A 19,921-nucleotide genomic window follows, 5' to 3' on the forward strand; every position below is an offset into this window, starting at 1 on the left:
CGTCTCGAGGATATATCACGAAACGAATACAACATCCACCAATGAATCAAACCACGTCGATCACGCTGGCCGTGATACTCGTCGCCGCGACGATCGCGGTTCCACTCGCTGCGGCGAGTGCTGTCCCGAGTAGTAGTGTCCAATCCGAATCCGACGCGGGGAACGAATCGATCGCCCCCGGCGAGCGGTTCGCCGCCGTTGTCGGTGTCCAGAACGCCGAAGTCAACGGCGACGTCTCGGAACGGACCTTCGAAGCCAAAGTCGCGAACGCAACGTCTCCCGAAGCGAAAGCGGCCGTCGTCGCCGAACAGTTCGAAGCGAGCGAAACGCGCCAGACGGAACTCGAGGACCGACTCACGGAGTTGAACGAGTCCCGCAACGCCGGTGACCTCAGTGAGGGCCGCTATCAGGCGGAAGTCGCGACAACCGTCGCCGAGATGCAGACCGTCGAACGACAGGCTACCGCAGCTGAGACGGCTACAGCTGAACTCTCCGAAGACGTACTCGAGGAACAGGACGTCGACGTCGAGGCGATCCGTGCGCTCAGAGACCGCGCCGGCGAACACGGCGGGCCAGAGACTGCAGCGATCGCTCGCTCGGTTGCTGGCGAGGACGTCGATCGATCGACGACCGATGACCGGACACCCGCTGAATCGACTACGCCCCCCGGAGAGGAGCAGGTCGACGACCGGGACGATAGCGAGCGTGAAACCGTCGCGACGTCGGACGAGAACTGAACAGCGGCCGCGATCGCACGTCCGTTTTTGCCCATTGGTACCGTAACGCAATGAGATGGTCCACGCGTATGCGACGATCGACACGGCAACTGGAACCGCCGAAGGCGTCTGTCAGACCCTGCGGGATACCGACGGCGTCGTCGAAGCGCACGTCATCGCCGGCGATTTCGACGTCATGGTCGAGTTCGCAGGCGAAAACACCCAAGAGATTCTCGCGACGATCACTGAGTCCGTCCGACCCCTCGAGGGTGTCGGGGCGACGCGAACGTACGTCTGTCTCGACTGAGCTCCCGGTCGGCACGTCCTCGAGCAGCCGCGGGTTTACATACGAAAGCGCGCCCAAACGAGCTATGATCGACGACGCGATCCGCGTGCTCGCGGGTGACTGTACCGTTATTACCGACGGCGCCGACCGCACGGAGTATCGCGGTCGGGTAACGACGATCGTCAAGCCCGACAACACCGTTCTCGTCCACGATATCGACGGCTACCAACCCGTGGCGTGGCTGACTCGAGCCGACAGCGTCTCGAGCGATCGTGCGAACGATTTCACCCTCGTCGCCAAAAAGGACACCCAGACGCTGCGGATCGCCGCCCACGACCAGGACGGCTTCGCCCACTACCCGGCGTCGGCAGCGGGCACGCCCGTCGGCGAGTGCCCGGAGTGTGGTGGCACGCTCATCCGCTCGGGTGACGTCCACTGTATCGACTGCGGGAACCGCTACGGTATCCCTGCCGACGCAACGATCCGTGACGAACAGTGTGACTGTGACTGCGGGCTGCCGCGGATGCGCGTCGAGCGCGGCCTCGCATTCGACGTCTGCATCGATCGGAGCTGTGAGTCACTCGACGACGCGGTCCGCGAAGCGTTCGACCGCGAGTGGGACTGCCCGGAGCCGGGCTGTGACGGCGACCTGCGAATCCTCCGGCGTGGCGGGCTCATCGCGGGCTGCGAGCACTACCCCGAGTGCGATACCGGGTTCGCGATCCCTGCCGGCATCGTCACCGGCGACTGCGGCTGTGGGCTCCCCACCTTCGAAACGAAAAGCGGCACCCGCTGTCTCGATGCGACCTGCGAGCGAGCGCTCGAGGGGACACTCGAGGCCGAGTCCGCGGCAGACGACTGACGACCCATACAGCTGATCCAGAAATCCGCGAGTCCCAAACCGACTGGGAATCGATCCGCAGCCACTTAGTCACGGCCGGCCAACGCCCGGGTATGACACTCGAGGGGCGGTTCGACGAAGCGGCGGGCGTCATCCGCGTGGGCGGGGACGCACGCCAGCGCTATCACGATTCGCGGGGGTATGGCTATCCACTCGAGGGCAACGAGATCGCACTGGCACCCGTCGAGGCGGCCCACCTGCTCTATCGGGGCGACCTCGGCGCGGTCGTCACCGAGTCGGGCGAGCGACTCGAGTTCCGGTCGTTTATGGCCCGCGAACCCGGCGCAAAGTTCGGCGTCAGATTCCTCGTCTACGCCGATCTGCGAGAGCGCGGCTTCTATCTCTCGCCGGCCCGCGAGCCGTGGGTCGACCCGCCGGACGGGGAGGTGGATTTCGCGGTGTTCCCACGCGGGAAAGGCCCCGGCGACGGCGAGATCGAGTACGCCCTGCGCGTGCTCGGCGAGCGAACCGACGTGCCGTCGACTGAACTCGAGGCTGGCGTGCTCGCAATCGTCGACGAAGAGAGCGAGATTACCTACTTCGAGGTCTCGGAGCGCGATCCTTCGGGTTCGTCGACGGCGGCACTACCCGAGGGCTGTGACGCCGACTTACTCGAGGACCGGGTCGTCGTCTGGGAGCCACCACTCGAACTCTACGAACGCGGCTTCTACGGCCAGCCACTCGAGGGCCGGGAGTACGACGAGCCGACGCTCCAGTGTTCGCTGCTCGAGGCGGCGTCGCTCGCCGAACGCGGCGTGATCGACCTCGAGCCGGAGACGGTCCGAAAACGGGGCCGAGAGGTCGAAGGCGAGCGGTTCGTCCGCCGGCTGGCGGTCTACACTGCCCTGCGCGAGCGCGACGTCGTCCCGAAGACGGGCTACAAGTTCGGCGCGGACTTCCGAACGTACGCCGACGTCGAGTCCGTCGAGAATCTCGGCCACTCCGAGTTGCTGATCCGGGTCCATCCCGCCGATCACGTTTTCGAGCCACGAGACCTCGCCCTCGACGTGCGCCTGGCCCACGGCGTGCGCAAGACGATGGTGTTCGCTCTCGTCGACGACGGCGCGATTGACTGGTGGTCGATCGAGCGACTGACACCCTGAAACTCGGTTCGAGTCGGCTTCGTACCATGTTCTCGTGAACAGAATTATATAAGTCTCGACGGACGAGCATGCCAGTATGCAACTCGAGGTAGTCGGACTCGGCGGCGCGGGCTGTCGGCTCGCCGACGCGATTCGGGCCGCAGCGCCCGCGGACCACGCATTTCTCACTGATGTCTTCGCCTTCGATACGGACGAGTCGACCCTTCAGGGAACCGTGATTCCGGAATCACACCGTGCCCAGTACGGCCAGGGAACCGCCCTCGAAGGGTCGAATGGGCTCGACAGTGATCTCGAGCCGGGCTTCGAGGCTGGCCAAGCGGTCGTCGACGATCTCCTCGCGGTACGCGAACGAAGCGGGTCGACGGCGGCGGATGCGATTCTCGTCACGGTTGGCCTCGGCGGCACGACCGGCGGCCCGACAGCACCCGCACTTGTCGCCGCGCTCCAGCGGACCGTTGACGCGCCGGTGTACGTCCTCGCAACGCTACCGGCCGATCAGGAGTTCGATCCCGACGCCGGAGCGGCCGACCGTGGGCCACATTCGGGAGTGACGACGAGAGCTGGAACCGACGAGCCACCGCGGCCAGCCGCGGCGTCACACGCGCTTCGGACGCTCGAGGCCCTCGACGGACTCGCGAGTGCAATCGTGCTGTTCGACAACGAGGCGTGGCTTCGCCCCGGCGAGACGATCGCTGACGCACGCGATCGGTGTAACCGCGAGCTAGCGACTCGAGTTGCAGCCATCTTCGCCGGCGGTGACACGGACGGCGTCGTCGCCCAGAACGTCGTTGACGCGAGCGACATCGACCGAACTCTCGGCAGCGAGTCGGCCATCGTCAGCCTCGGCTACGGCGAGCAGACGGTCGAGACGACCAGTTCGCGGTTCGGGCTTGGCCTCCTGCCGACCGAGCGAGACGTCGAGACGAGCGAGGCCGTCAGTGCCGTCGAAACCGTCGTCCGAAAGGGAGTTCGCGGGAAGCTCTCCCTCGAGTGTGAGCCCGAAACGGCCGAGCGCGGGCTACTGATCGTCGGCGGGCCGCCGGCCTGGCTCAACCGACAGGCGATCGCCGACGGCCGACGGGAACTCGAAGCAACTGTCGGTGGTAACGGCGTACTGGGCGGCGATGCGCCACGATCCGACGGTGAGACCGTCTTCGCAGCGGTCGTGCTGGCTGGCGTCGAATCGGCTCGAGTTGACGGATTGCGGGCGATGGTCGACTGAGACTGCCGGCTCACCTGACAGACGTCTGCGTGAGAGACGGCTCGATTCACTCCGTCGACTCGTCGGTCGTCGCTCGACGGCGGAGCCACTCGAGCGTGAGTCCGCCACCGACGAGTCCAGCGCCGGTGGTGAAGCCGGGGACGCTATCGTTTTCATCTGGGGTGCCGGCTGACTCGCTCTGGTTCGCAGTCCCGGTCGATTCATTCTCGTTTGTGATCTCGGTCGATTCACTCTCGTTGGCAGCTTCCGTTTCGGAGCTATTTTCGGGATCGTCCGTTCCGAGGTTTGTGTCCGTTTCGTCGCTGTCACGGTCGGCTTCGCTATCGCGTTCGTCTACCGACGTTTCGTCGGCGGTTTCAGCTTCCGTCTCGCCGTCTTGTGATTCATCAGCGGTGCTCGCATCGGAATCAGTCTCTCCGTCGGCGACAGCGTCGGACGATCGAACGGCGATGAGTCTCTCGGCGTTGATATAGAGGGCGTCTTCACTAACGACGTATGGGAACTCATCACCGGCGATGTCGAAGCCCTCGAGATCCGTGTAGGGGATCGCCCATCGCTTAGAGCCGTCGGTCAGATCGACCCCGATGATCGCCGGTTCTGCTCCGAACACTTCGAGAGCCGATGATTCGGTTCCGGACCCGTCGATGACCGCCGCTTGCTCGTCGTCAGACATCGAGGGTGGATGGTAGGAGACGATGGCTGTGTCACCAGCGATTGCTGGCCACTGAAAGAGTTGGAGTTCGGAGAGATACTCGTACGTCCACCGGAACTCGTCGCGCTCGTTGTCCCACGCCTTGAGGTGTCGTCCATCTTCAGTGATGACGATCCGCACCGCACCCGATGTTGCGAAGGCATTAGATTCCGTGAACGGATTCGCAGACTCCTGGAGCCTCGAGGGGCCAACGTCCTCCGGTTCATCTTCGTATGCCGTCTGATACGCCTCGCCGGCCATGTGGCCCGCTTCGAAGCGGTCCACGTAGACGCCATCTGCTGTCGGGAGAACGAGATTGCCACCCGTTTGCAGATCCGTCGTCCACAACGTGTCGCCCGAGGCGGCATCAAGGGCGACGAATCCCGACGGCGAGGTGGGGGCGTAAACGGCGCCATTAGCGACGGAGACGGGGTCCGCCGCAAACGAACGGACCGCTGTGGCGTCGTCTTCGGTCTCGTCGTAGACGCCGAGTTCAATGGTGTCGTGCTGCCAGCTGATCGATCCATCGGTGGCGTCGACCGCGTAGAGCGATCCGCCGGCGACGACGTAAACCATCTCGTCTGCAACCGTCGGACTCGCTACTGGCTCGCTCTCATCGAACGGCATCTCCCACAGCACGTCGCCGGTGGCGCCGTCGAGTGCGGTCAACTGATCCCCGGCGACGTACACCGCTCCGTCGGCGACTGCAGGGGTCCCCGTGGCGTCGAGTTCGGTGTGTTTCCACTCGCGGTTGCCGTCAACCGCGTCGAGTGCGTGGACCTCGCCGTCGTCGGTCCGCACGTAGACCCAGTCGTCGACGGCGGCGAGCGAACCGGTTCGTTCGTACTCCCAGGCGATCGTCTCCAGTTGTGGGAACGCGTCAGTCTCGACGTGTGCGGTATTCGCTGGCGTCCCCCGATGGGACGACCAGCCGTTCGCATCCATCGGTGCCGGTGGACAGGGACACTGCTCGTCGGCACTGCTCGTCCCAACCGTGGTGAGTACCCCGCCCGTCAGCGCTGTTGCCCCGATGGCCAGCATCGATCGTCTGGTACGTTCGACCATACGCACCCTGTCACTGGACGATGATATTCTTATGTGCGTACTATCTCGATTTCGTCTGCACGAACAGTTACGATAACGGAGCGTTCAGTCGAGCGGGAGACTGCTATAGTAACAACTGCAACTATAATTCCGAGTCGGGCCACCACAACGAAGCCGAAGCCTTTTGCGCGCTGGCGCGCCAAGGCAGTCAGTAATGACCGGAGACGATCCACTCGAGGAGTCAGCGCAAGGGGAACCGTTGCCCGACGGCGGGGCCGCAGGTGCAGATGATGTCGCGCTCGACCCCTGGGGCTCTTCGAGCGTCTCCGACTACCGCAAACTGTTCGAGGAGTTCGGCATCGAAGAGTTCGACGAGGTGCTCGAGGAGGTGCCGAACCCCCACTACCTGATGCGCCGGGGTGTGATCTTCGGCCATCGAGATTATCGTCCCGTCGCACGGGCGCTCCAGAACGACGAGCCCGCAGCGGTCCTCTCGGGCTTTATGCCGACGGGCGACCCCCACATCGGCCACAAACTCGTCTTCGACGAAATTATCTGGCATCAACAGCAGGGCGCCGACGCCTACGCGCTGATCGCCGACTTAGAGGCCAACTCCGCCCGCGGGATGAGTTGGGACGAGATCGACGAGCACGCGCGCAACTATCTCCTCTCGCTGTTGGCACTCGGCTTCGACCCCGAAGCAGGTGAACTCTACCGACAGTCGGCACACCGCGAGGTGCAAGACCTCGCCTTCGACCTCGGCGCCGAGGCCAACTTCTCGGAGCTACAGGCGATCTACGGCTTCGACGGCGAGACAGACGTCTCGCACATGCAGTCGGTCGTTACCCAGATGGCCGACATTCTCTACCCACAACTCGAGGAGCCAAAGCCGACCGTCATCCCCGTCGGCCCGGACCAAGATCCCCACGTCCGGCTGGCTCGCGACCTCGCCGAACGGATGCGGTTTTTCAAGGTCTCGGAGGCCTACGCCAGCTTCGAACTCGGTCCCGTCGAACGCGACCTCGTTGCGGAGTTCTACGAACGACTCGACCCGGCCGAGTTCGACGACGACACGCTGCGCTGTGTGCACGTCGCCGAGGCGCTCGAGGAGGCGCCGCTGTCGGAACTCGGCGTCCCTGCGGACATCCTGAGTTCGGTGCTGACGAAGCTGAACGAGGCCGGGATGGAGCCGATTCGGCCACGGACGCGGTTTTCCGACCGCCGAGCGACCGAGAAGGCGTTCGACGCGCTCATCGACGCCATCGAGGGCGAAAAACGCGTCTACGAGAACCACGTCGACGCATTCGAGATCGACCGCGACGAGGCCGAAGAACTCGCCCGACAGGTCGAAGTCGACACCGGCGGCTACGGCTTCCGACCACCGTCGTCGATCTACCACCGATTCATGACCGGGCTGACCGGCGGCAAAATGTCTTCGTCGATTCCGGCGAGCCACATTTCCCTGCTCGACGACCCCGAGGACGGCTACAACAAGGTGAAATCGGCGACGACGGGCGGTCGTGAGACGGCCGAAGAACAGCGCGAAAAAGGCGGGAAAGCCGACGAGTGTCCCGTCTACGAACTGTACGCCTACCTACTCGCCGGCGACGACGACGAGTTCGCCAAGCGCGTCTACGACGAGTGTGTCGGCGGCGAACGACTCTGTGGCGACTGCAAGGAGCAAGCGGCGCAGCTAATGCGGGAGTTCCTCGCAGACCACCAGGAGAAACGCGACGAGGTCGAGGAGCTGCTCGAGGCAGCCGAGATCGAACTCGAGTCGCCGCGGCGGCGGTAACACGAGCGACTGTTTTTACAGGCGAACTCGCGACATGATCGAGTTCACCAAGAGAAGTTACTGGCGGATGGTTTCAACGCCGACGAAACGCTTCTGCTAGGTCTCAGACAGTGGTCTCGTCGACGAGTGACTGTAGTTCCTGTGCAACGGCTGGCGGAACGACGATCCGGCGCGGGCCGGCGACGTACTGGCCATCCGGCTGGGCGTACTCGAGTGTCAGAATCGTTGCATCGCCCAGCTGGCGCGTCGAGATTGCGTTGATGACCTCGAGATCGATCGCCTGGTCCGGATCGTAGAGATAGATCGTTCGTTCCTCGCGGTCGAGTGCGCCGACGGATCGGAGAAACGAGGCGAGAACGAGCGCGACGAGTGCAAGCGGGATCGTCAGCGCGGCCAGTCCGGTAAACGGGCCGGCACCAACCTCCAACAGTTCCCGTTGGGAGACGATCCGGCCGGCGATCATCAGCGACCCGATGACGATCATCATCACGACGGTTCCGATGACAGCGTCAGCGCCGCGCTCGAGGCCTCGCCCCGTAGGCAAGTCGACCGGGAGTCGGCGGGAGAGAGCCGCGACTCGTTGTTCGGTGTTGCTGGTCACGGCGAATGCGAACGCGGTCACGATGACTGCAGCGAAGAAGGCAGCGACAGTTGCCTCGGCGAGCGTGCCGACCTGGCCCGCGATATCAAACAGGCGCCAGAAGACGATGATTCCGATTGCAGCGAAGAACGTGCCGACGCCGAGCGACCACAGGAGACGAACGGTCCGGGACGTCGACGCGTCGCGTCGCCACTGGATCATCTCGGTGTCGGGTGAATTCGCGGCGTCCTCGTCCATAGATTGACTCACGACGCGTGGTGTAAAGCCTGTTCGATGTCGAACAGACCCACAAACCAGCTGTAGGCACTCGAGGAGGGTCTATCCCAGGACGGCGAAAATCGCGATGTAGCCGACGTAGGAAATGACAACCGAGCCGACGAGCGACGCGACCCATGCGAGGACAGTATACCCCATCTTACGGGCGCTGACGCCACCACCAGCGCCGGCTGCAGCGTACCCGCTGCCGATGATCGCACTGACGATAATTTCGTTAAACGAAACCGGAATGCCGTACAGCACTGCCGTCTGTGCGATCATAAACGAGGGAATAAGTGCGGCGATCGACCGGCGTGGTCCAAGCGAGGAGTAGTCCTGTGAGATCGCCTTGATCATCCGCGGCGCGCCGGTCCACGACCCCAGCAGGAGCCCGAAGCCGCCACCGACGAGCAGGGCAAGGAGTGGCAGCCCAACGTCACCCGACAGCGGGATCAGCGGGCCAACTGCCAGTCCAACCTGACTCCCACCCGCGGAGAACGCGACCAGTCCGCCGAGGACGAGCAGGAAGTGGCGTTCACCGCGTTCGATATCGCCTCGCAAGTCGAACCCAGTCGCCCCCGCCCAGAGCGCCGCGATGACGACCGTCACTGCGGCGACACCAGCGATATCGGGGCCGGGAATCCAGCCACTCGAGGCCTCGGCGATCGACGCCCCGCCGCCAGCCCCCGAGCCGAGGATTGCGAACTCGATGTTGGCGACGACGATGCCGATCAGCGCTGCGAGCATCATGATGAGATACTCTTCGGCGATCGGTTTACTCCGCAGCAGGCGGGCGATCCCGTAGGCGAGTCCGCCGCCGACGAACGGCGTCAGAATCCAGAGGGTGGCGATCTCCCGGTATTTCGCCCATGCTGGATCGCCGCCCATCGCGAGCCCAACGCCGATCACCGCTCCGGTAACGGTAAAGGCAGTCGCGATCGGATACCCCGCGAAGACGCCGATCGCGACCAGGCCGGCTGCGATAATCAGGGCGATCGTCGCCGCCATCGGCGACAGCGTCACGCCGCCGATCAGGTCGGCACCGACCGCCTCGGAGACGTTTGCACCCTGCAAAACGGCCCCAGCAAAGCCGAGAATACCAACGAGAAATCCAGCCCGCATCACCGATATCGCGTTCGCACCAACAGCCGGTGCAAACGGAGTCGACCCGCTCGAGCCAGCACCGATCGCCCAGGCCATGAACAGACTGGCCACTGCAGCCACCAGAAACGTCCCGATCGTCACGAGCTCGACCATCTATTCCGCCTTTCCAGCTAGCCCTACAAGTGTGTGCCGACCTTCGGCTGTCGTGTCAGGTACCGACCACTCGACGAGAGGTCACGAGCCGCGACCGGGGGCGATCAGTCTCCACACCACACTCGCAGTGTGGGCGTGGGCTGTCACTCAGTTCGTCGTCGATTTCGAGTTGTCGTCGGGTTTCGGCGGCGGTTCGGCACCCTCGATCGCTTCGGCCGCGTCGGTGTCTTTCTCGACTTCGACGTGCCAGCGGTCGATCTCCTCGTCCATTTCGGCGAGTCGATCGGAAACATCGTCTTTGAGGACGTCATCGTTGACGTTGACCTCGAAGACGAACTGCTCACCGTTGTCGGCGCCGCGAGCCGACTGCTGAATGTTCGCACTGATCAGTTCGTTGTCGAAGTAGTACGGTGCAAGCTGGGTCATCACGTTCTGATAGACAGTGTCCTCGACCCGGCGCAAGGCCTTGCGTCCGGCGGAGTCAGCCGCCCGCGCGACGTAGTCGATCGACTCCTTCCAGTTGTCCACCGCGGCCCCCGGATCGTCCTCCTCGAGTTGCTCGTACGACTCCGAGAGTTTCTCGCCGGCGGTCTTGATGTCCTCGTCGGGCCCTTTACCGGCCTTTTCGCCTTTTCCCTCCTCGACACTTGCTTGGTCGGCCGTCTTCTCGCTGACGTCCGACTCGAGGGTTTCGTGGGCTTTCGGCCGCCACTCCTCCCAGTCATTGAACGCGCGAGTCAGGCTCGCACCGTAATCGTGTGCTGGATCGTGGACGCCCGCGTCTCGGAGCGCGCGCGTGATTCGTTCGCCGTGTTCGACGACGTCGCCCCAGTCACCGCGAACTTTGAATCCTGAGATGCTCTCTTCCATTCGGCTGGGCGAGTCATAGGCGTGGCCCAATATAAACTTCTTCGCCGTCGGACGACTGCAGTTAGGGTTGCCGTCGTCAACCGGAGATTCTGAGAGCCGGCCTTCGGCGGTGTATTTCAGTTCTTCATCAGAAACCGATGAACTCCGACGAGCATCCCTAACTGCAAGACGTCGGCGACGGGTGGGGTGTCGAGTCCCGATGGCAAGCCGTTCACACAGTCGACGCTGATCGATAAGGTGAACTATCCGGCGCAAGCCCGTACAGATATGCCGATCGAAGACCGGGACAACGCACATCTCATCACCCACGCACTGGCAAAAGACACGCTCTCGCGGCTTCGGGACGTCGAAACCGAGCAGGTCAGCTTCCGGAAAGGGCTGGTAAAGCTCGGGCGCATCAGTGGCTACGAGATCATCGACGGCCGGATGGAAACCGAGTACGTCGAGATCGAAACCCCACTCGAGCCGACGATGGGCGAGCGCGTTCGTGGTCTCGACGACGTCGTGATCATCAACGTCCTGCGCGCGGCGACGCCCTTTGTCGAAGGCCTGCTGAAGGCGTTCCCCCGCGCCCGACAGGGCGTCATTAGCGCGAGCCGCGACGAGGAGGCGGGCCGTGACGAGGACGGCTCGTTCCCGATTACCGTCGACTACGTGAAACTACCGGATATCACCGAGGACGACACCGTCATCATCGCTGATCCGATGCTTGCGACAGGGAGTACGATGTGTACCGTCCTCGAGCACGTCATCGAGAACTCGCCCGAACCCGAGAACCTGATCGTCCTCTCTGCGGTGTCGGCACCCGAAGGCCTGCTCCGTGTCGGCGAGGAACATCCCGAGGCCGACCTGTTGACGGTCTCGATCGACGACCGACTCGACGACAACGGCTTCATCGTCCCTGGGCTGGGCGACGCCGGCGACCGAGCGTTCCGAACGACCTGAACTCGACGGTTTCGGCTATTGCACTGTGACGGGGCTGACAGAGCGGCAGAAACGAGCGCTCTAACCATTCGATCTCGATTCCGGTAGCCGCCCGAGCAGCACGGTTCCGAGCGAAGTCCGTCGTACGCGACCGACGCCACCGAGTGCGTTTCCACGGACGAGCGAGCGGACACGCATCACGTTGTGCGATACGCAGACAACCCCCTTGTTTCCGGTCGAACCCGACTCTCGCACCCGTACTCGAGCGGTCTGATGTCTGCAGGTCCACCGGAAACGGTCCAGCAATGGACACAGAGTTGTTTGCAGGTAGTTATCAAGACGCGTTTGAGCAGAGACATCGATAATCTATGCTGTAGTAAGCATATCTCAGATGAAATCAGTGACTTGTTCACATTGATAAGGGAGATCGAAGCAGCTATTAACATACTATGAATAAAAAGCGGGTATGGTTGGACATATCAAGAGACGCAATTTCATCGCACTGAGCGGCGCTGCTGGACTGGCTGGACTCGCTGGCTGTCTCGGTGGCGACGGCGATGATAACGGCAACGAGCTGTCGTGGCACGCTGGCGGTCAGGGCGGAACCTACTACCCACTGTCCGGGGACTTCAAATCAATCGTCGACGGGGAGACGGAGTACACGCTCCAGGTCCAGTCGACCGGCGCGAGCACCGCAAACGTCGGCAGCCTCCACCGCGAGGAGGCCGACTTCGCGCTGATTCAAAACGACATTGCCCACTTCGCCTACACCGGCACCGGCATCGAAGAGCTCGAAGACGCCGAGATGACGAACCTTCGTGGGGTCGCGTCGCTGTACCCCGAGACGATTCACGTCATCACGCAGGCCGACTCGGGTATCGAAACGATCGAAGACCTCGAGGGGCAGACGGTCAACACCGGCGACGCCGGCAGTGGCACGCAGGTCAACGCCCTGCAGATTCTCGAGAGCGCCGGCATCGACGAAGACGACTTCGACGAGCAGAACACCGACTTCGACACCGCAACGGACCAGATCAGTGACGGTGACGTCGACGCGGCGTTCGTCGTTGCTGGCTGGCCAGCCGGCTCCGTCGAGAACCTCGCGACGAGCAACGATATCTCGCTGGTCGAGGTCAGCGGCGACACGCGCGAGGCAGTCATGGGCGACGCCGAGTGGTTCGCCGAGGACACGATCCCCGCAGACACCTACGACGGCGTCGACGAGGACGTCGAGACGGTCTCGGTGCAGGCGATGATCGCCACGCACGACGGTGTCGACGACGCCGTCGTCGAGGCAGTGACGGAAGCGATCTTCGAGAACCTCGATAGCGTCTCCCAGAAGGCCGACTTCATCGACCTCGAGACGGCCCAGGACGGGATGCCGATCGACCTCCACGCCGGCGCTGCAGCGTACTTCAACTAATCTTCGGCTCGCGACAGCCGACGGCTTTCAGTCGTGCACCAACCGACTCACCGGTATATTGCCGTTGTCGTTCTCGCCGTTCTGCTAGCAACAGCAGCCGTCGTGGCTGCGGTCCCATCGGAGCGGACGCTTGTCGTTACCGACGCCGACACCGGGGAGCAACTGCTCGAGACCCCAGTTGAGGAGGGGACGGAACTGACACTCGCGTACACACACAGCGTCGAGAAGACGCCGATCGAAGATATCTACGTTGTCGACGGAACGACGCTGGAACTGGATCGGATGGTGTTTCACTCACACGGTGCAGGACTGCCAACAGCGGGAGGGATCGAAAAAACGGATGACGGATTCGTACTCCCGTTGAACGAGTCCTACGAGGAGGTCGTCGTCGCGCCGCGACCAGTCCCCGGTCACGAACTCGTCGTCGGTGAGGAGCGACATGATCTGGTCGCGCTGACTGACGGATCGGTCGTCATTACAGTGACCGAACAGCGACTCACTGACCAGGTACCCCTACAACTACCGTTCGACGATCGATCCGCACAACTGATTCACTGATTGAGCTATGAGCGTAGATAACCGCGATACAGAGGCACATTCGGACGAAGAACAAGATGACCTATTAGAGACGATCGAACGGAGCCGAAGCCACCGCGGCGCAGCGGCCGCACTCGTCACACTGATTGCGATCACGTTTTCGACGTTCCAGCTGTGGATCGCCGCCCGCAGCTACAGCTTCGGCTGGCTCGGTTCGCTCCAGCAGCTGCAGGTCAACACGATTCACGTGACGTTTGCGCTGGTGCTTGCGTTTCTCCTGTTTCCGGCAAGCCGGGGCGAAGGCTTCGTCGCCAGCCAGTTCGGGGCGATCGAGCCCGCCGCACGCAAGCGGTTCGGTCCCGAAAGCGGCCTGACCCGGCTCGTCGAGCGACTCGGTGACGGCGTTCGCTGGGCGGCTGTCGACCGCAATCTGGCACAGGTGACACCGTTAGACGTCGTGCTGATCGCGCTCTCGTTGCTTCCCGCCATCTACACCGCTCGGGAGTACAGCGAGATCCAGCAGATGGCCCTCTTTGGCATTCAGGGCGTGCGTCCGATTCACGAGGTGTATCCGACCCTCGAGCCGCTCGTCATGGGAATTGCCGCACTTGGCATCCCGCTCGATGAGGTCTCGTACGGCTTCCTGCTCGGGATCCTCGGGATCTTGCTGGTGCTCGAGGCAACTCGGCGAACGCTCGGGCTGTTGCTTATGTCGCTTGTGTCGCTGTTCATCGTCTACGCTCGCTGGGGATATCTGGTCCCGAGCGATTCGGCGATCGGGGCGATGTCGATCCCGGCCGAAAGCTGGGGGAACATCGTCTACAACCTCTGGTACACCACCGAAGCCGGGATCATGAGCACACCCGTCACCGTCAGCGTTCGCTTTATCTTTATTTTCATCCTCTTCGGAGCGTTCCTCGAGATGAGCGGCGCTGGCAAGTGGTTCATCGATCTCGCGTACTCGCTGACCGGGACGAAACGCGGTGGGCCGGCCAAAGCGAGCGTCGTCTCGAGTGGCTTCATGGGGATGCTCTCCGGGTCGTCGATCGCGAACACGGTTACGACGGGCGCGTTCACGATCCCGCTGATGAAACGGGCGGGCTACTCCCCCGAGTTCTCGGGTGCTGTTGAGTCGTCGTCATCCTCCGGCGGCCAGATGCTCCCGCCAGTGATGGGGGCTGCCGCGTTCCTCATCGTCGAGTTCACGGGCACGCCGTTTGCGGATGTCATCGTCGCCGCGGCGCTGCCTGCGCTCGCCTTCTTCTTCGGCATGTGGGTGATGGTCCACTTCGAGGCGGTCCGGGGCGGTATCGGTGGCCTCTCGAAAGCAGAGTTGCCAGATCCGATCGAAGAGCTTCGGACCGGGTGGTTCTATCTGCTTCCGATCGTGTTGCTGTTGTACTTCCTCGTGATCGCTCGGTTCTCGATCAACCGAGCCGGCTGGTACACCATCGTTGCAGTCGTCGCCTTACTCGCTGTCGTCGCCGCCTACAACGAACGGACGCGACTGCCGTTGCTCGGGACGATTGCAGCGCTCTATCTGGGGCAGGCCGCAGCTTACGCAACCACTGGCAGCGGTCTCGTCAGTGCCGTCCAAACGCTCGCTGGCACCGGGGCAGCCGCCGACCCGATCCCGATCACGGCAGCGGCAACCGCAGCAGTCTCGGATCTCGGCGCGATTGTTATCTTCGTCAGCATCGCGTTCTTGCTCGCACAGCCACGTGGTGACGCGCCGCTGCTCGATTTCGCCGACGACGTCGACACGGCCGCCACCCGGAGCGCGACAGCAGTTGGCCGACCCGAACTGGCCTCGAGTCGCGCCTACCAGTATCTGACGTTCGTCGGCAAATCGATGGACTCCGGTGCGCGAACCGCGACGACCGTCGTCGTCGCCGTCGCCGCTGCGGGTGTCGTCCCCGGTGTGATCAGCGTCTCCGGGCTCGGGCCGAACCTCGCGGCACTCATCGACATCGTCAGTGGCGGGTCGATCCTGATCCTGCTCGTCCTGACCGGCTTCGCCTCGATCATCTTCGGGATGGGGATGCCGACAACCGCGATGTACATTATCCTGGTCGCGATGCTCGAGACGCCGATCTCAGATGTCGGCATCGCGATCCTCGCCGGCCACCTCTTTATCCTCTACTTCGGGCTGATGGCAGACGTGACGCCACCAGTCGCTGTCGCCGCCTTCGCCGGGGCCGGCGTCGCCAAAGCTGACGAGCTCAAGACTGCGACGATCGCGTTCTTGCTCTCGCTGAACAAGATCCTGGTGCCGTTCGCGTTCGTCTTCTCGCCCGGAATTCTCCTCCTTCGACAGGGGTCGGACGGGTGGAACGTCATCGGCTGGGCTGACGTCGCTGACGTCGGCTTCTTCGTCCCCGATGTGCTGATCCCCGTGGTCGGGATGTTCCTCGGTGTCTACGCACTCGGCGTGACGATCATTGGCTACCAGTACGCGTCGGTTTCCTCGGTCGGGCGAGCACTCTACTCGGTTGCATCGGTGTTGCTGATGGTGCCGGAGCTTCCATTGCTCGTCGCCGAAGGGCTACTCACACTCGTCGGTGTGGCGCCTTCGTTGACGACGTTTGAGGTAACCGTCTCGCTGCGAGGGATCGGGCTGGTGATGCTTGCCGGTCTGACCAACCACAACCGTTCACGCGGAAAGAAAGAAAGCGGTGAGAGCGAGCGCGATGAGTCCGCCGTGACCGCCCCGACACCGGGTGAGGCCTGAGCGGCCGCGTCCGGGGAACTATTATTATTCGAGCATAGAGACGGGTAGGTAGTGGCTGTCCGAACTGCACTCACGTCGTTCGATGCAGGTCTCCGCGGGAGTGACACGCCAGACACGGCGTTTCAGCTCGCAACCGCCATCTACGGCGGGACGCTCCTCGCAGGATTCGTGACGACAGCGATCGCGCTGGTCGGATCGTCACTGATCGTTCTCGCTGCAACGTCTGCAATCGGCTTCATCAGTGGCTGTCTCGGCGGTCTCATGCTCGCACGAGTCGATCACGAGCTGCCGGCCCGTCTCGGTCGCACGGTCACTCGCCAACTCGCACTCACCGTTCCAGCAGTGCCGCTTGGTGTCGTTGGCGGTAGCACGTGGGTCCTCTCGCTCGAGCCATACGTCGATGTCGTCGCTTTCCCGTCAGCAGTCGTCGTGTTCGCGACAGGCTACGCTCTCTCGAAGCTGGCTGGAGACCGGTACGTCGAGACCGTTGTTGGTGACGATCCCATCGACACGTGGCGGTGGCTACCACCAGGCTCCGTCAAACTGGATGGCGTCCTCGTCTTTCTGTACGTGGTTCTCGCAGGCGGAAACGCCATCGTCGAAAACTGGCTGCAAGCGCTCTTGTGGGTCAGTCTTGGCAGCCTCTGGGTCGGCAGCTGTCTCGTCGAGGGACGATGGCGATTCGGACCGAGTGGTGATCGAACCGAGCTGCAGCTCTACGACGCCGGAATCGTCAAACAGCGACCGTACACGCGAACGCTCGTTCACTGGCGCGACATCGATCACGTCCGCATGCACAACGGCGGCCTCGTCTTCGATTGTGGGCTGCGTAGCGTTCGATTCAACCGCGACGAACTCGAGGAGCCCGACGCTGTCCTCGAGGCAGTTGACCAACAGCTGGCAGCACAAAACGCCTGGTAGTCACCCTGTTCGAAGCCGCCAGACGATCACTCGAGCGCAACACGCCCGCTCGTCGCACTGCGGAGCCGATCTCGAAACGCGTCGGCTTCCTCGAGGGGCACCCGCACGTCGAAGGAGACGTCTTCCTGATAGTCGGCTTCGAACTCGTAGCCCTCGCTTTCGACGATGCCACGCACCGTCCCCGAGTCGTCGTACGCGACGGTGATCGAGACGCGCTCGTGGGGCCGTTCGGTGACGACGCCCGCTGCCTCGACGGCGTCTTTGACCGACCGGGAGTAGGCCCGGACGAGACCGCCGACGCCGAGGTTCGTCCCGCCGTAGTAGCGTGTCACGACGACAGCAACGTTCTCGATGTCCTGCTGGGTGAGGACGTTCAACGCTGGCTTGCCCGCCGAGCCGGAGGGTTCCCCATCGTCGCTCGAGTACTCCCGAAGAAACTGACTGTCGGGATCGCTCTCGTCGCCGGTCCGAACCCGATAGGCGGGGACGTTGTGGGTCGCGTCGGCGTACTCCTCACTGACGGCGTCGATGAACGCCTCGGCTGCCGCGACGGAGTCGACGGGCCGGATATGACCGATGAACTCAGAGCCCTGGACGACGAACTCGGCCGTCGCCGGCTCCGCGACGGTCTGGTAGGTTCGACTCACCGTTTCTCACCCCACACAGCGCGTGCGTGACGTCCCATCCAGCGGCGTCGAATGCCCATGCTGGCACTGCGTTCGCCGGTGAAAAGAGCCCATCGGTCCCTCCGACTCGAGCGAAACGGTGTGGGTGTCGATTCGAGCAACGGCGGCTAAAAATACGGCGACCAGTACGTTATTCACATGGACTGTGGTAGCACCTCCTATGGAAGACGAGGCTATCGACCCAACACTCGCCGAGGAGTTATACAGCGTCTGCCGGACAGCCGTCGGTGACGAACTTCGCAGTATTACCTACTTTACTGAAGACGACGTCGAGCAAGTGTATCTCAGATCGGATCTCGATCGAACGGCCGACCTCGTCGGCTTTGCCGATCATGAACGACTCGGCTTTCACGGCCAGTCGGCGTATCGCAACACCCAACTCGGCGAGTATCAGGCCACGATTCGGATGTTCGAAAACGGCTACCTCTCGCGGGTGATTCGTGGGCCCCACGGCGTCTGGGTGACGACCGATCCCATGTCGATGGAGCGATTCGAAGAGCTCACGAGCGCACTCGCGGCGGTCCTCGACGAGTTTGCAGACGGCGTCGATGCCGACGGCGCGTAGCTACTGAATTTCGATTTTCCGGACGAACTCGAGGTTGCGAATCGCGGTGATCGCCTCGCCAGAGAGTTCCTGATCCGTGATCAGGTAGAGCCGTGGCTCGTCGGTAAACTCCGGGTCCTCGCTGATCGTCTGGCGGATCGAGATCTCGTGCTCCGCGAGCGTGCCGGTGATCGTTGCGACGATACCAACCTGCTCGGCGTTGTCGACCGCGATCGAAAGAACCGTCAGGTCGAGCACTGGTGCGAGGTCCATCAGGCTCGGCACCTGTGAGATGTTCTGGAAAATCCGCCGCAGTTCGGGGTCCTCGAGGATGACGTCGGTCGTCGAGTCGACGACCCGGCGGTCGACACCGATCTCGCGGGCGATTCCCGTGTTCGGGATTTCGATCCCGCCGGAAACGACACGGCCGTCATCGTTGACCGAGAACCCACGCTCCAACAGGAGCCGAATAACCGCCTGCTGGCTCGGCGACCCCTCGAACTTCTCCATGATCTCGTCAAACATTCGTTGTCGAACATATGCGGGCTACCCTATAATGATCGGTGATCGGTCCCGCCGTTCGTCTCGGCGCTGGTCGGTCACTGTCGATGCGACAGTATCGTCAACAGTCCGTCTGACGGACGATTTTTGACCGTCCGAACAGTAGCGGCGTCCATGCGCGCACTCCAGACCTGTGATTTCTGTGGCGCCGACGCCGTCGGCACCTTCGAGGTCATCCCGCCCGAACTCGAGCCGAGCGACACCGAACAGCGCCGTATCGTGCTCTGTCCCGACTGTAAAGCCCGCCTCGAGGATCTCCTCGAGCCACTGCTCGCACGTCTCGATGCCGACAGTGCCGGTGAATCGGCCAAAACACCACCGGAGCGGACCGACGATCACGCGGCGCGATCGATGACTCCAGAGTCAGCTGTCGGTGCTGCCCGTGAAGCCACTACAGTCGAAGAACGTGCCACCACCACAGCCGACTCGAACGAGAGCGAGAGCCAGACGTCGACGTCATCGAACGACAACGCCGACGACGCGGGCACACACGCCACGCCGGCACTCGAGAGCGGGATCACGTTCGACTCCGCAGGCACACGCGACGGCGAGGAGACAAGCGATCCAGCGGAGCCAACAGCTGCGGACGACTCGAACGACGACACAGCTGAGGAGTCGGTGAGTCAGAAACAGCGGCCGCCGGCGGGCTACGGCAAGGTCATCCGACTGCTTCAGAACCGAGAGTTCCCGATGGCCCGCAGCGCCGTCGAGGGACTGGCCGCCGGGGCCTACGACCTCGAGTCCCACGAGGTCGACGCGATCATCGAGTATGCGCTCGAGAACGGCGAGTTCGTCGAAGAACGCGGCCAACTGCAACGGCCGTAAGGGTCGTCGCGTCGCTGTGTCCGGACAA

19 protein-coding genes are annotated in these 19,921 nt (G+C 63.1%); 13 read left to right on the forward strand and 6 right to left on the reverse strand.

Annotated elements, in window-relative coordinates; genetic code table 11:
• Nucleotides 1-41 precede the first annotated feature (41 nt).
• From ACERJA_RS14015 to ACERJA_RS14035, 5 genes are all read left to right on the forward strand, one after another.
• Nucleotides 42-737, forward strand: coding sequence for a hypothetical protein (locus tag ACERJA_RS14015; RefSeq protein ID WP_006065472.1), 696 nt, complete (start codon nt 42-44; stop codon nt 735-737).
• 55 nt (nt 738-792) lie between these two features.
• Nucleotides 793-1,023, forward strand: a complete 231-nt coding sequence (locus ACERJA_RS14020) for an Lrp/AsnC family transcriptional regulator (RefSeq protein WP_373608890.1) — start codon at nt 793-795, stop codon at nt 1,021-1,023.
• 64 nt (nt 1,024-1,087) lie between these two features.
• On the forward strand, nt 1,088-1,864 hold the full coding sequence (locus tag ACERJA_RS14025; protein ID WP_006065470.1) for an endonuclease NucS: 777 nt from the start codon (nt 1,088-1,090) through the stop codon (nt 1,862-1,864).
• A gap of 92 nt (nt 1,865-1,956) precedes the next feature.
• The gene (gene endA / locus ACERJA_RS14030; protein ID WP_373608891.1) at nt 1,957-3,006 is read left to right on the forward strand and encodes a tRNA-intron lyase; all 1,050 of its coding nucleotides are present in this window, start codon (nt 1,957-1,959) and stop codon (nt 3,004-3,006) included.
• A gap of 76 nt (nt 3,007-3,082) precedes the next feature.
• A complete protein-coding gene (locus ACERJA_RS14035) occupies nt 3,083-4,228 on the forward strand; it encodes a cell division protein FtsZ (protein ID WP_373608892.1) in 1,146 nt (381 codons plus the stop codon).
• A gap of 46 nt (nt 4,229-4,274) precedes the next feature.
• Here ACERJA_RS14035 and ACERJA_RS14040 read toward each other — a convergent pair whose 3' ends face one another.
• Nucleotides 4,275-5,984, reverse strand: a complete 1,710-nt coding sequence (locus ACERJA_RS14040; RefSeq protein ID WP_373608893.1) for a PQQ-binding-like beta-propeller repeat protein — start codon at nt 5,982-5,984, stop codon at nt 4,275-4,277.
• Nucleotides 5,985-6,177: 193 nt separating this feature from the next.
• On the opposite strand from ACERJA_RS14040, the gene ACERJA_RS14045 reads away from it, so the two are divergent.
• Nucleotides 6,178-7,758 carry a tryptophan--tRNA ligase gene (locus ACERJA_RS14045; RefSeq protein ID WP_373608894.1) on the forward strand — a complete coding sequence of 527 codons (1,581 nt, stop codon included), beginning with the start codon at nt 6,178-6,180 and terminating at the stop codon, nt 7,756-7,758.
• 103 nt (nt 7,759-7,861) lie between these two features.
• Here ACERJA_RS14045 and ACERJA_RS14050 read toward each other — a convergent pair whose 3' ends face one another.
• From ACERJA_RS14050 to ACERJA_RS14060, 3 genes are all read right to left on the reverse strand, one after another.
• Nucleotides 7,862-8,596 (reverse strand): hypothetical protein, encoded by a 735-nt coding sequence (locus tag ACERJA_RS14050; protein ID WP_373608895.1) that lies wholly within the window; start codon nt 8,594-8,596, stop codon nt 7,862-7,864.
• Nucleotides 8,597-8,677: 81 nt separating this feature from the next.
• A complete protein-coding gene (locus ACERJA_RS14055; RefSeq protein ID WP_373608896.1) occupies nt 8,678-9,871 on the reverse strand; it encodes an anion permease in 1,194 nt (397 codons plus the stop codon).
• 147 nt (nt 9,872-10,018) lie between these two features.
• Nucleotides 10,019-10,741, reverse strand: a complete 723-nt coding sequence (locus tag ACERJA_RS14060; protein ID WP_373608897.1) for a DUF5828 family protein — start codon at nt 10,739-10,741, stop codon at nt 10,019-10,021.
• Nucleotides 10,742-11,008: 267 nt separating this feature from the next.
• Between ACERJA_RS14060 and upp the strand changes: the two genes are divergently transcribed.
• The 5 genes from upp (at nt 11,009) to ACERJA_RS14085 (ending at nt 17,277) form a co-directional block, all read left to right on the forward strand.
• Complete coding sequence (gene upp / locus ACERJA_RS14065; RefSeq protein ID WP_373608898.1) at nt 11,009-11,686, forward strand: uracil phosphoribosyltransferase; 678 nt, start codon at nt 11,009-11,011, stop codon at nt 11,684-11,686.
• A 445-nt stretch (nt 11,687-12,131) separates the two neighbouring features.
• On the forward strand, nt 12,132-13,088 hold the full coding sequence (locus ACERJA_RS14070; RefSeq protein WP_136350819.1) for a TAXI family TRAP transporter solute-binding subunit: 957 nt from the start codon (nt 12,132-12,134) through the stop codon (nt 13,086-13,088).
• A gap of 33 nt (nt 13,089-13,121) precedes the next feature.
• The gene (locus ACERJA_RS14075; protein ID WP_373608899.1) at nt 13,122-13,646 is read left to right on the forward strand and encodes a DUF1850 domain-containing protein; all 525 of its coding nucleotides are present in this window, start codon (nt 13,122-13,124) and stop codon (nt 13,644-13,646) included.
• Nucleotides 13,647-13,653: 7 nt separating this feature from the next.
• Nucleotides 13,654-16,356, forward strand: coding sequence for a TRAP transporter permease (locus ACERJA_RS14080; RefSeq protein ID WP_373608900.1), 2,703 nt, complete (start codon nt 13,654-13,656; stop codon nt 16,354-16,356).
• Nucleotides 16,357-16,407: 51 nt separating this feature from the next.
• Nucleotides 16,408-17,277: a hypothetical protein gene (locus tag ACERJA_RS14085; RefSeq protein WP_373608901.1), complete on the forward strand. Its 870-nt coding sequence runs from the start codon at nt 16,408-16,410 to the stop codon at nt 17,275-17,277.
• 26 nt (nt 17,278-17,303) lie between these two features.
• Here ACERJA_RS14085 and ACERJA_RS14090 read toward each other — a convergent pair whose 3' ends face one another.
• Nucleotides 17,304-17,924, reverse strand: a complete 621-nt coding sequence (locus tag ACERJA_RS14090) for a YigZ family protein (RefSeq protein WP_006065457.1) — start codon at nt 17,922-17,924, stop codon at nt 17,304-17,306.
• Between the two features lie 199 nt (nt 17,925-18,123).
• On the opposite strand from ACERJA_RS14090, the gene ACERJA_RS14095 reads away from it, so the two are divergent.
• A complete protein-coding gene (locus tag ACERJA_RS14095; RefSeq protein WP_373608902.1) occupies nt 18,124-18,528 on the forward strand; it encodes a hypothetical protein in 405 nt (134 codons plus the stop codon).
• On the opposite strand, the gene ACERJA_RS14100 is transcribed toward ACERJA_RS14095, so the two are convergent.
• Nucleotides 18,529-19,032 carry a hypothetical protein gene (locus ACERJA_RS14100; protein WP_006065454.1) on the reverse strand — a complete coding sequence of 168 codons (504 nt, stop codon included), beginning with the start codon at nt 19,030-19,032 and terminating at the stop codon, nt 18,529-18,531.
• 150 nt (nt 19,033-19,182) lie between these two features.
• Between ACERJA_RS14100 and ACERJA_RS14105 the strand changes: the two genes are divergently transcribed.
• Complete coding sequence (locus ACERJA_RS14105; RefSeq protein ID WP_373608903.1) at nt 19,183-19,893, forward strand: hypothetical protein; 711 nt, start codon at nt 19,183-19,185, stop codon at nt 19,891-19,893.
• The last annotated feature ends 28 nt before the right edge of the window (nt 19,894-19,921 follow it).

Origin of the sequence: Natronorubrum sp. A-ect3 (genome assembly GCF_041821125.1) — an archaeon.
Taxonomy (GTDB): Archaea; Halobacteriota; Halobacteria; order Halobacteriales; family Natrialbaceae; genus Natronorubrum; species Natronorubrum bangense.

Bases quoted from the DNA above. Each gene is read 5' to 3' on its own strand.
- ACERJA_RS14015 (WP_006065472.1), top strand. From the start codon at position 42: ATGAATCAAACCACGTCGATCACGCTGGCCGTGATACTCGTCGCCGCG.
- ACERJA_RS14020 (WP_373608890.1), top strand. From the start codon at position 793: ATGGTCCACGCGTATGCGACGATCGACACGGCAACTGGAACCGCCGAA.
- ACERJA_RS14025 (WP_006065470.1), top strand. From the start codon at position 1,088: ATGATCGACGACGCGATCCGCGTGCTCGCGGGTGACTGTACCGTTATT.
- endA (WP_373608891.1), top strand. From the start codon at position 1,957: ATGACACTCGAGGGGCGGTTCGACGAAGCGGCGGGCGTCATCCGCGTG.
- ACERJA_RS14035 (WP_373608892.1), top strand. From the start codon at position 3,083: ATGCAACTCGAGGTAGTCGGACTCGGCGGCGCGGGCTGTCGGCTCGCC.
- ACERJA_RS14040 (WP_373608893.1), bottom strand. From the start codon at position 5,984: ATGGTCGAACGTACCAGACGATCGATGCTGGCCATCGGGGCAACAGCG.
- ACERJA_RS14045 (WP_373608894.1), top strand. From the start codon at position 6,178: ATGACCGGAGACGATCCACTCGAGGAGTCAGCGCAAGGGGAACCGTTG.
- ACERJA_RS14050 (WP_373608895.1), bottom strand. From the start codon at position 8,596: ATGGACGAGGACGCCGCGAATTCACCCGACACCGAGATGATCCAGTGG.
- ACERJA_RS14055 (WP_373608896.1), bottom strand. From the start codon at position 9,871: ATGGTCGAGCTCGTGACGATCGGGACGTTTCTGGTGGCTGCAGTGGCC.
- ACERJA_RS14060 (WP_373608897.1), bottom strand. From the start codon at position 10,741: ATGGAAGAGAGCATCTCAGGATTCAAAGTTCGCGGTGACTGGGGCGAC.
- upp (WP_373608898.1), top strand. From the start codon at position 11,009: ATGCCGATCGAAGACCGGGACAACGCACATCTCATCACCCACGCACTG.
- ACERJA_RS14070 (WP_136350819.1), top strand. From the start codon at position 12,132: ATGGTTGGACATATCAAGAGACGCAATTTCATCGCACTGAGCGGCGCT.
- ACERJA_RS14080 (WP_373608900.1), top strand. From the start codon at position 13,654: ATGAGCGTAGATAACCGCGATACAGAGGCACATTCGGACGAAGAACAA.
- ACERJA_RS14095 (WP_373608902.1), top strand. From the start codon at position 18,124: ATGGAAGACGAGGCTATCGACCCAACACTCGCCGAGGAGTTATACAGC.
- ACERJA_RS14100 (WP_006065454.1), bottom strand. From the start codon at position 19,032: ATGTTTGACGAGATCATGGAGAAGTTCGAGGGGTCGCCGAGCCAGCAG.
- ACERJA_RS14105 (WP_373608903.1), top strand. From the start codon at position 19,183: ATGCGCGCACTCCAGACCTGTGATTTCTGTGGCGCCGACGCCGTCGGC.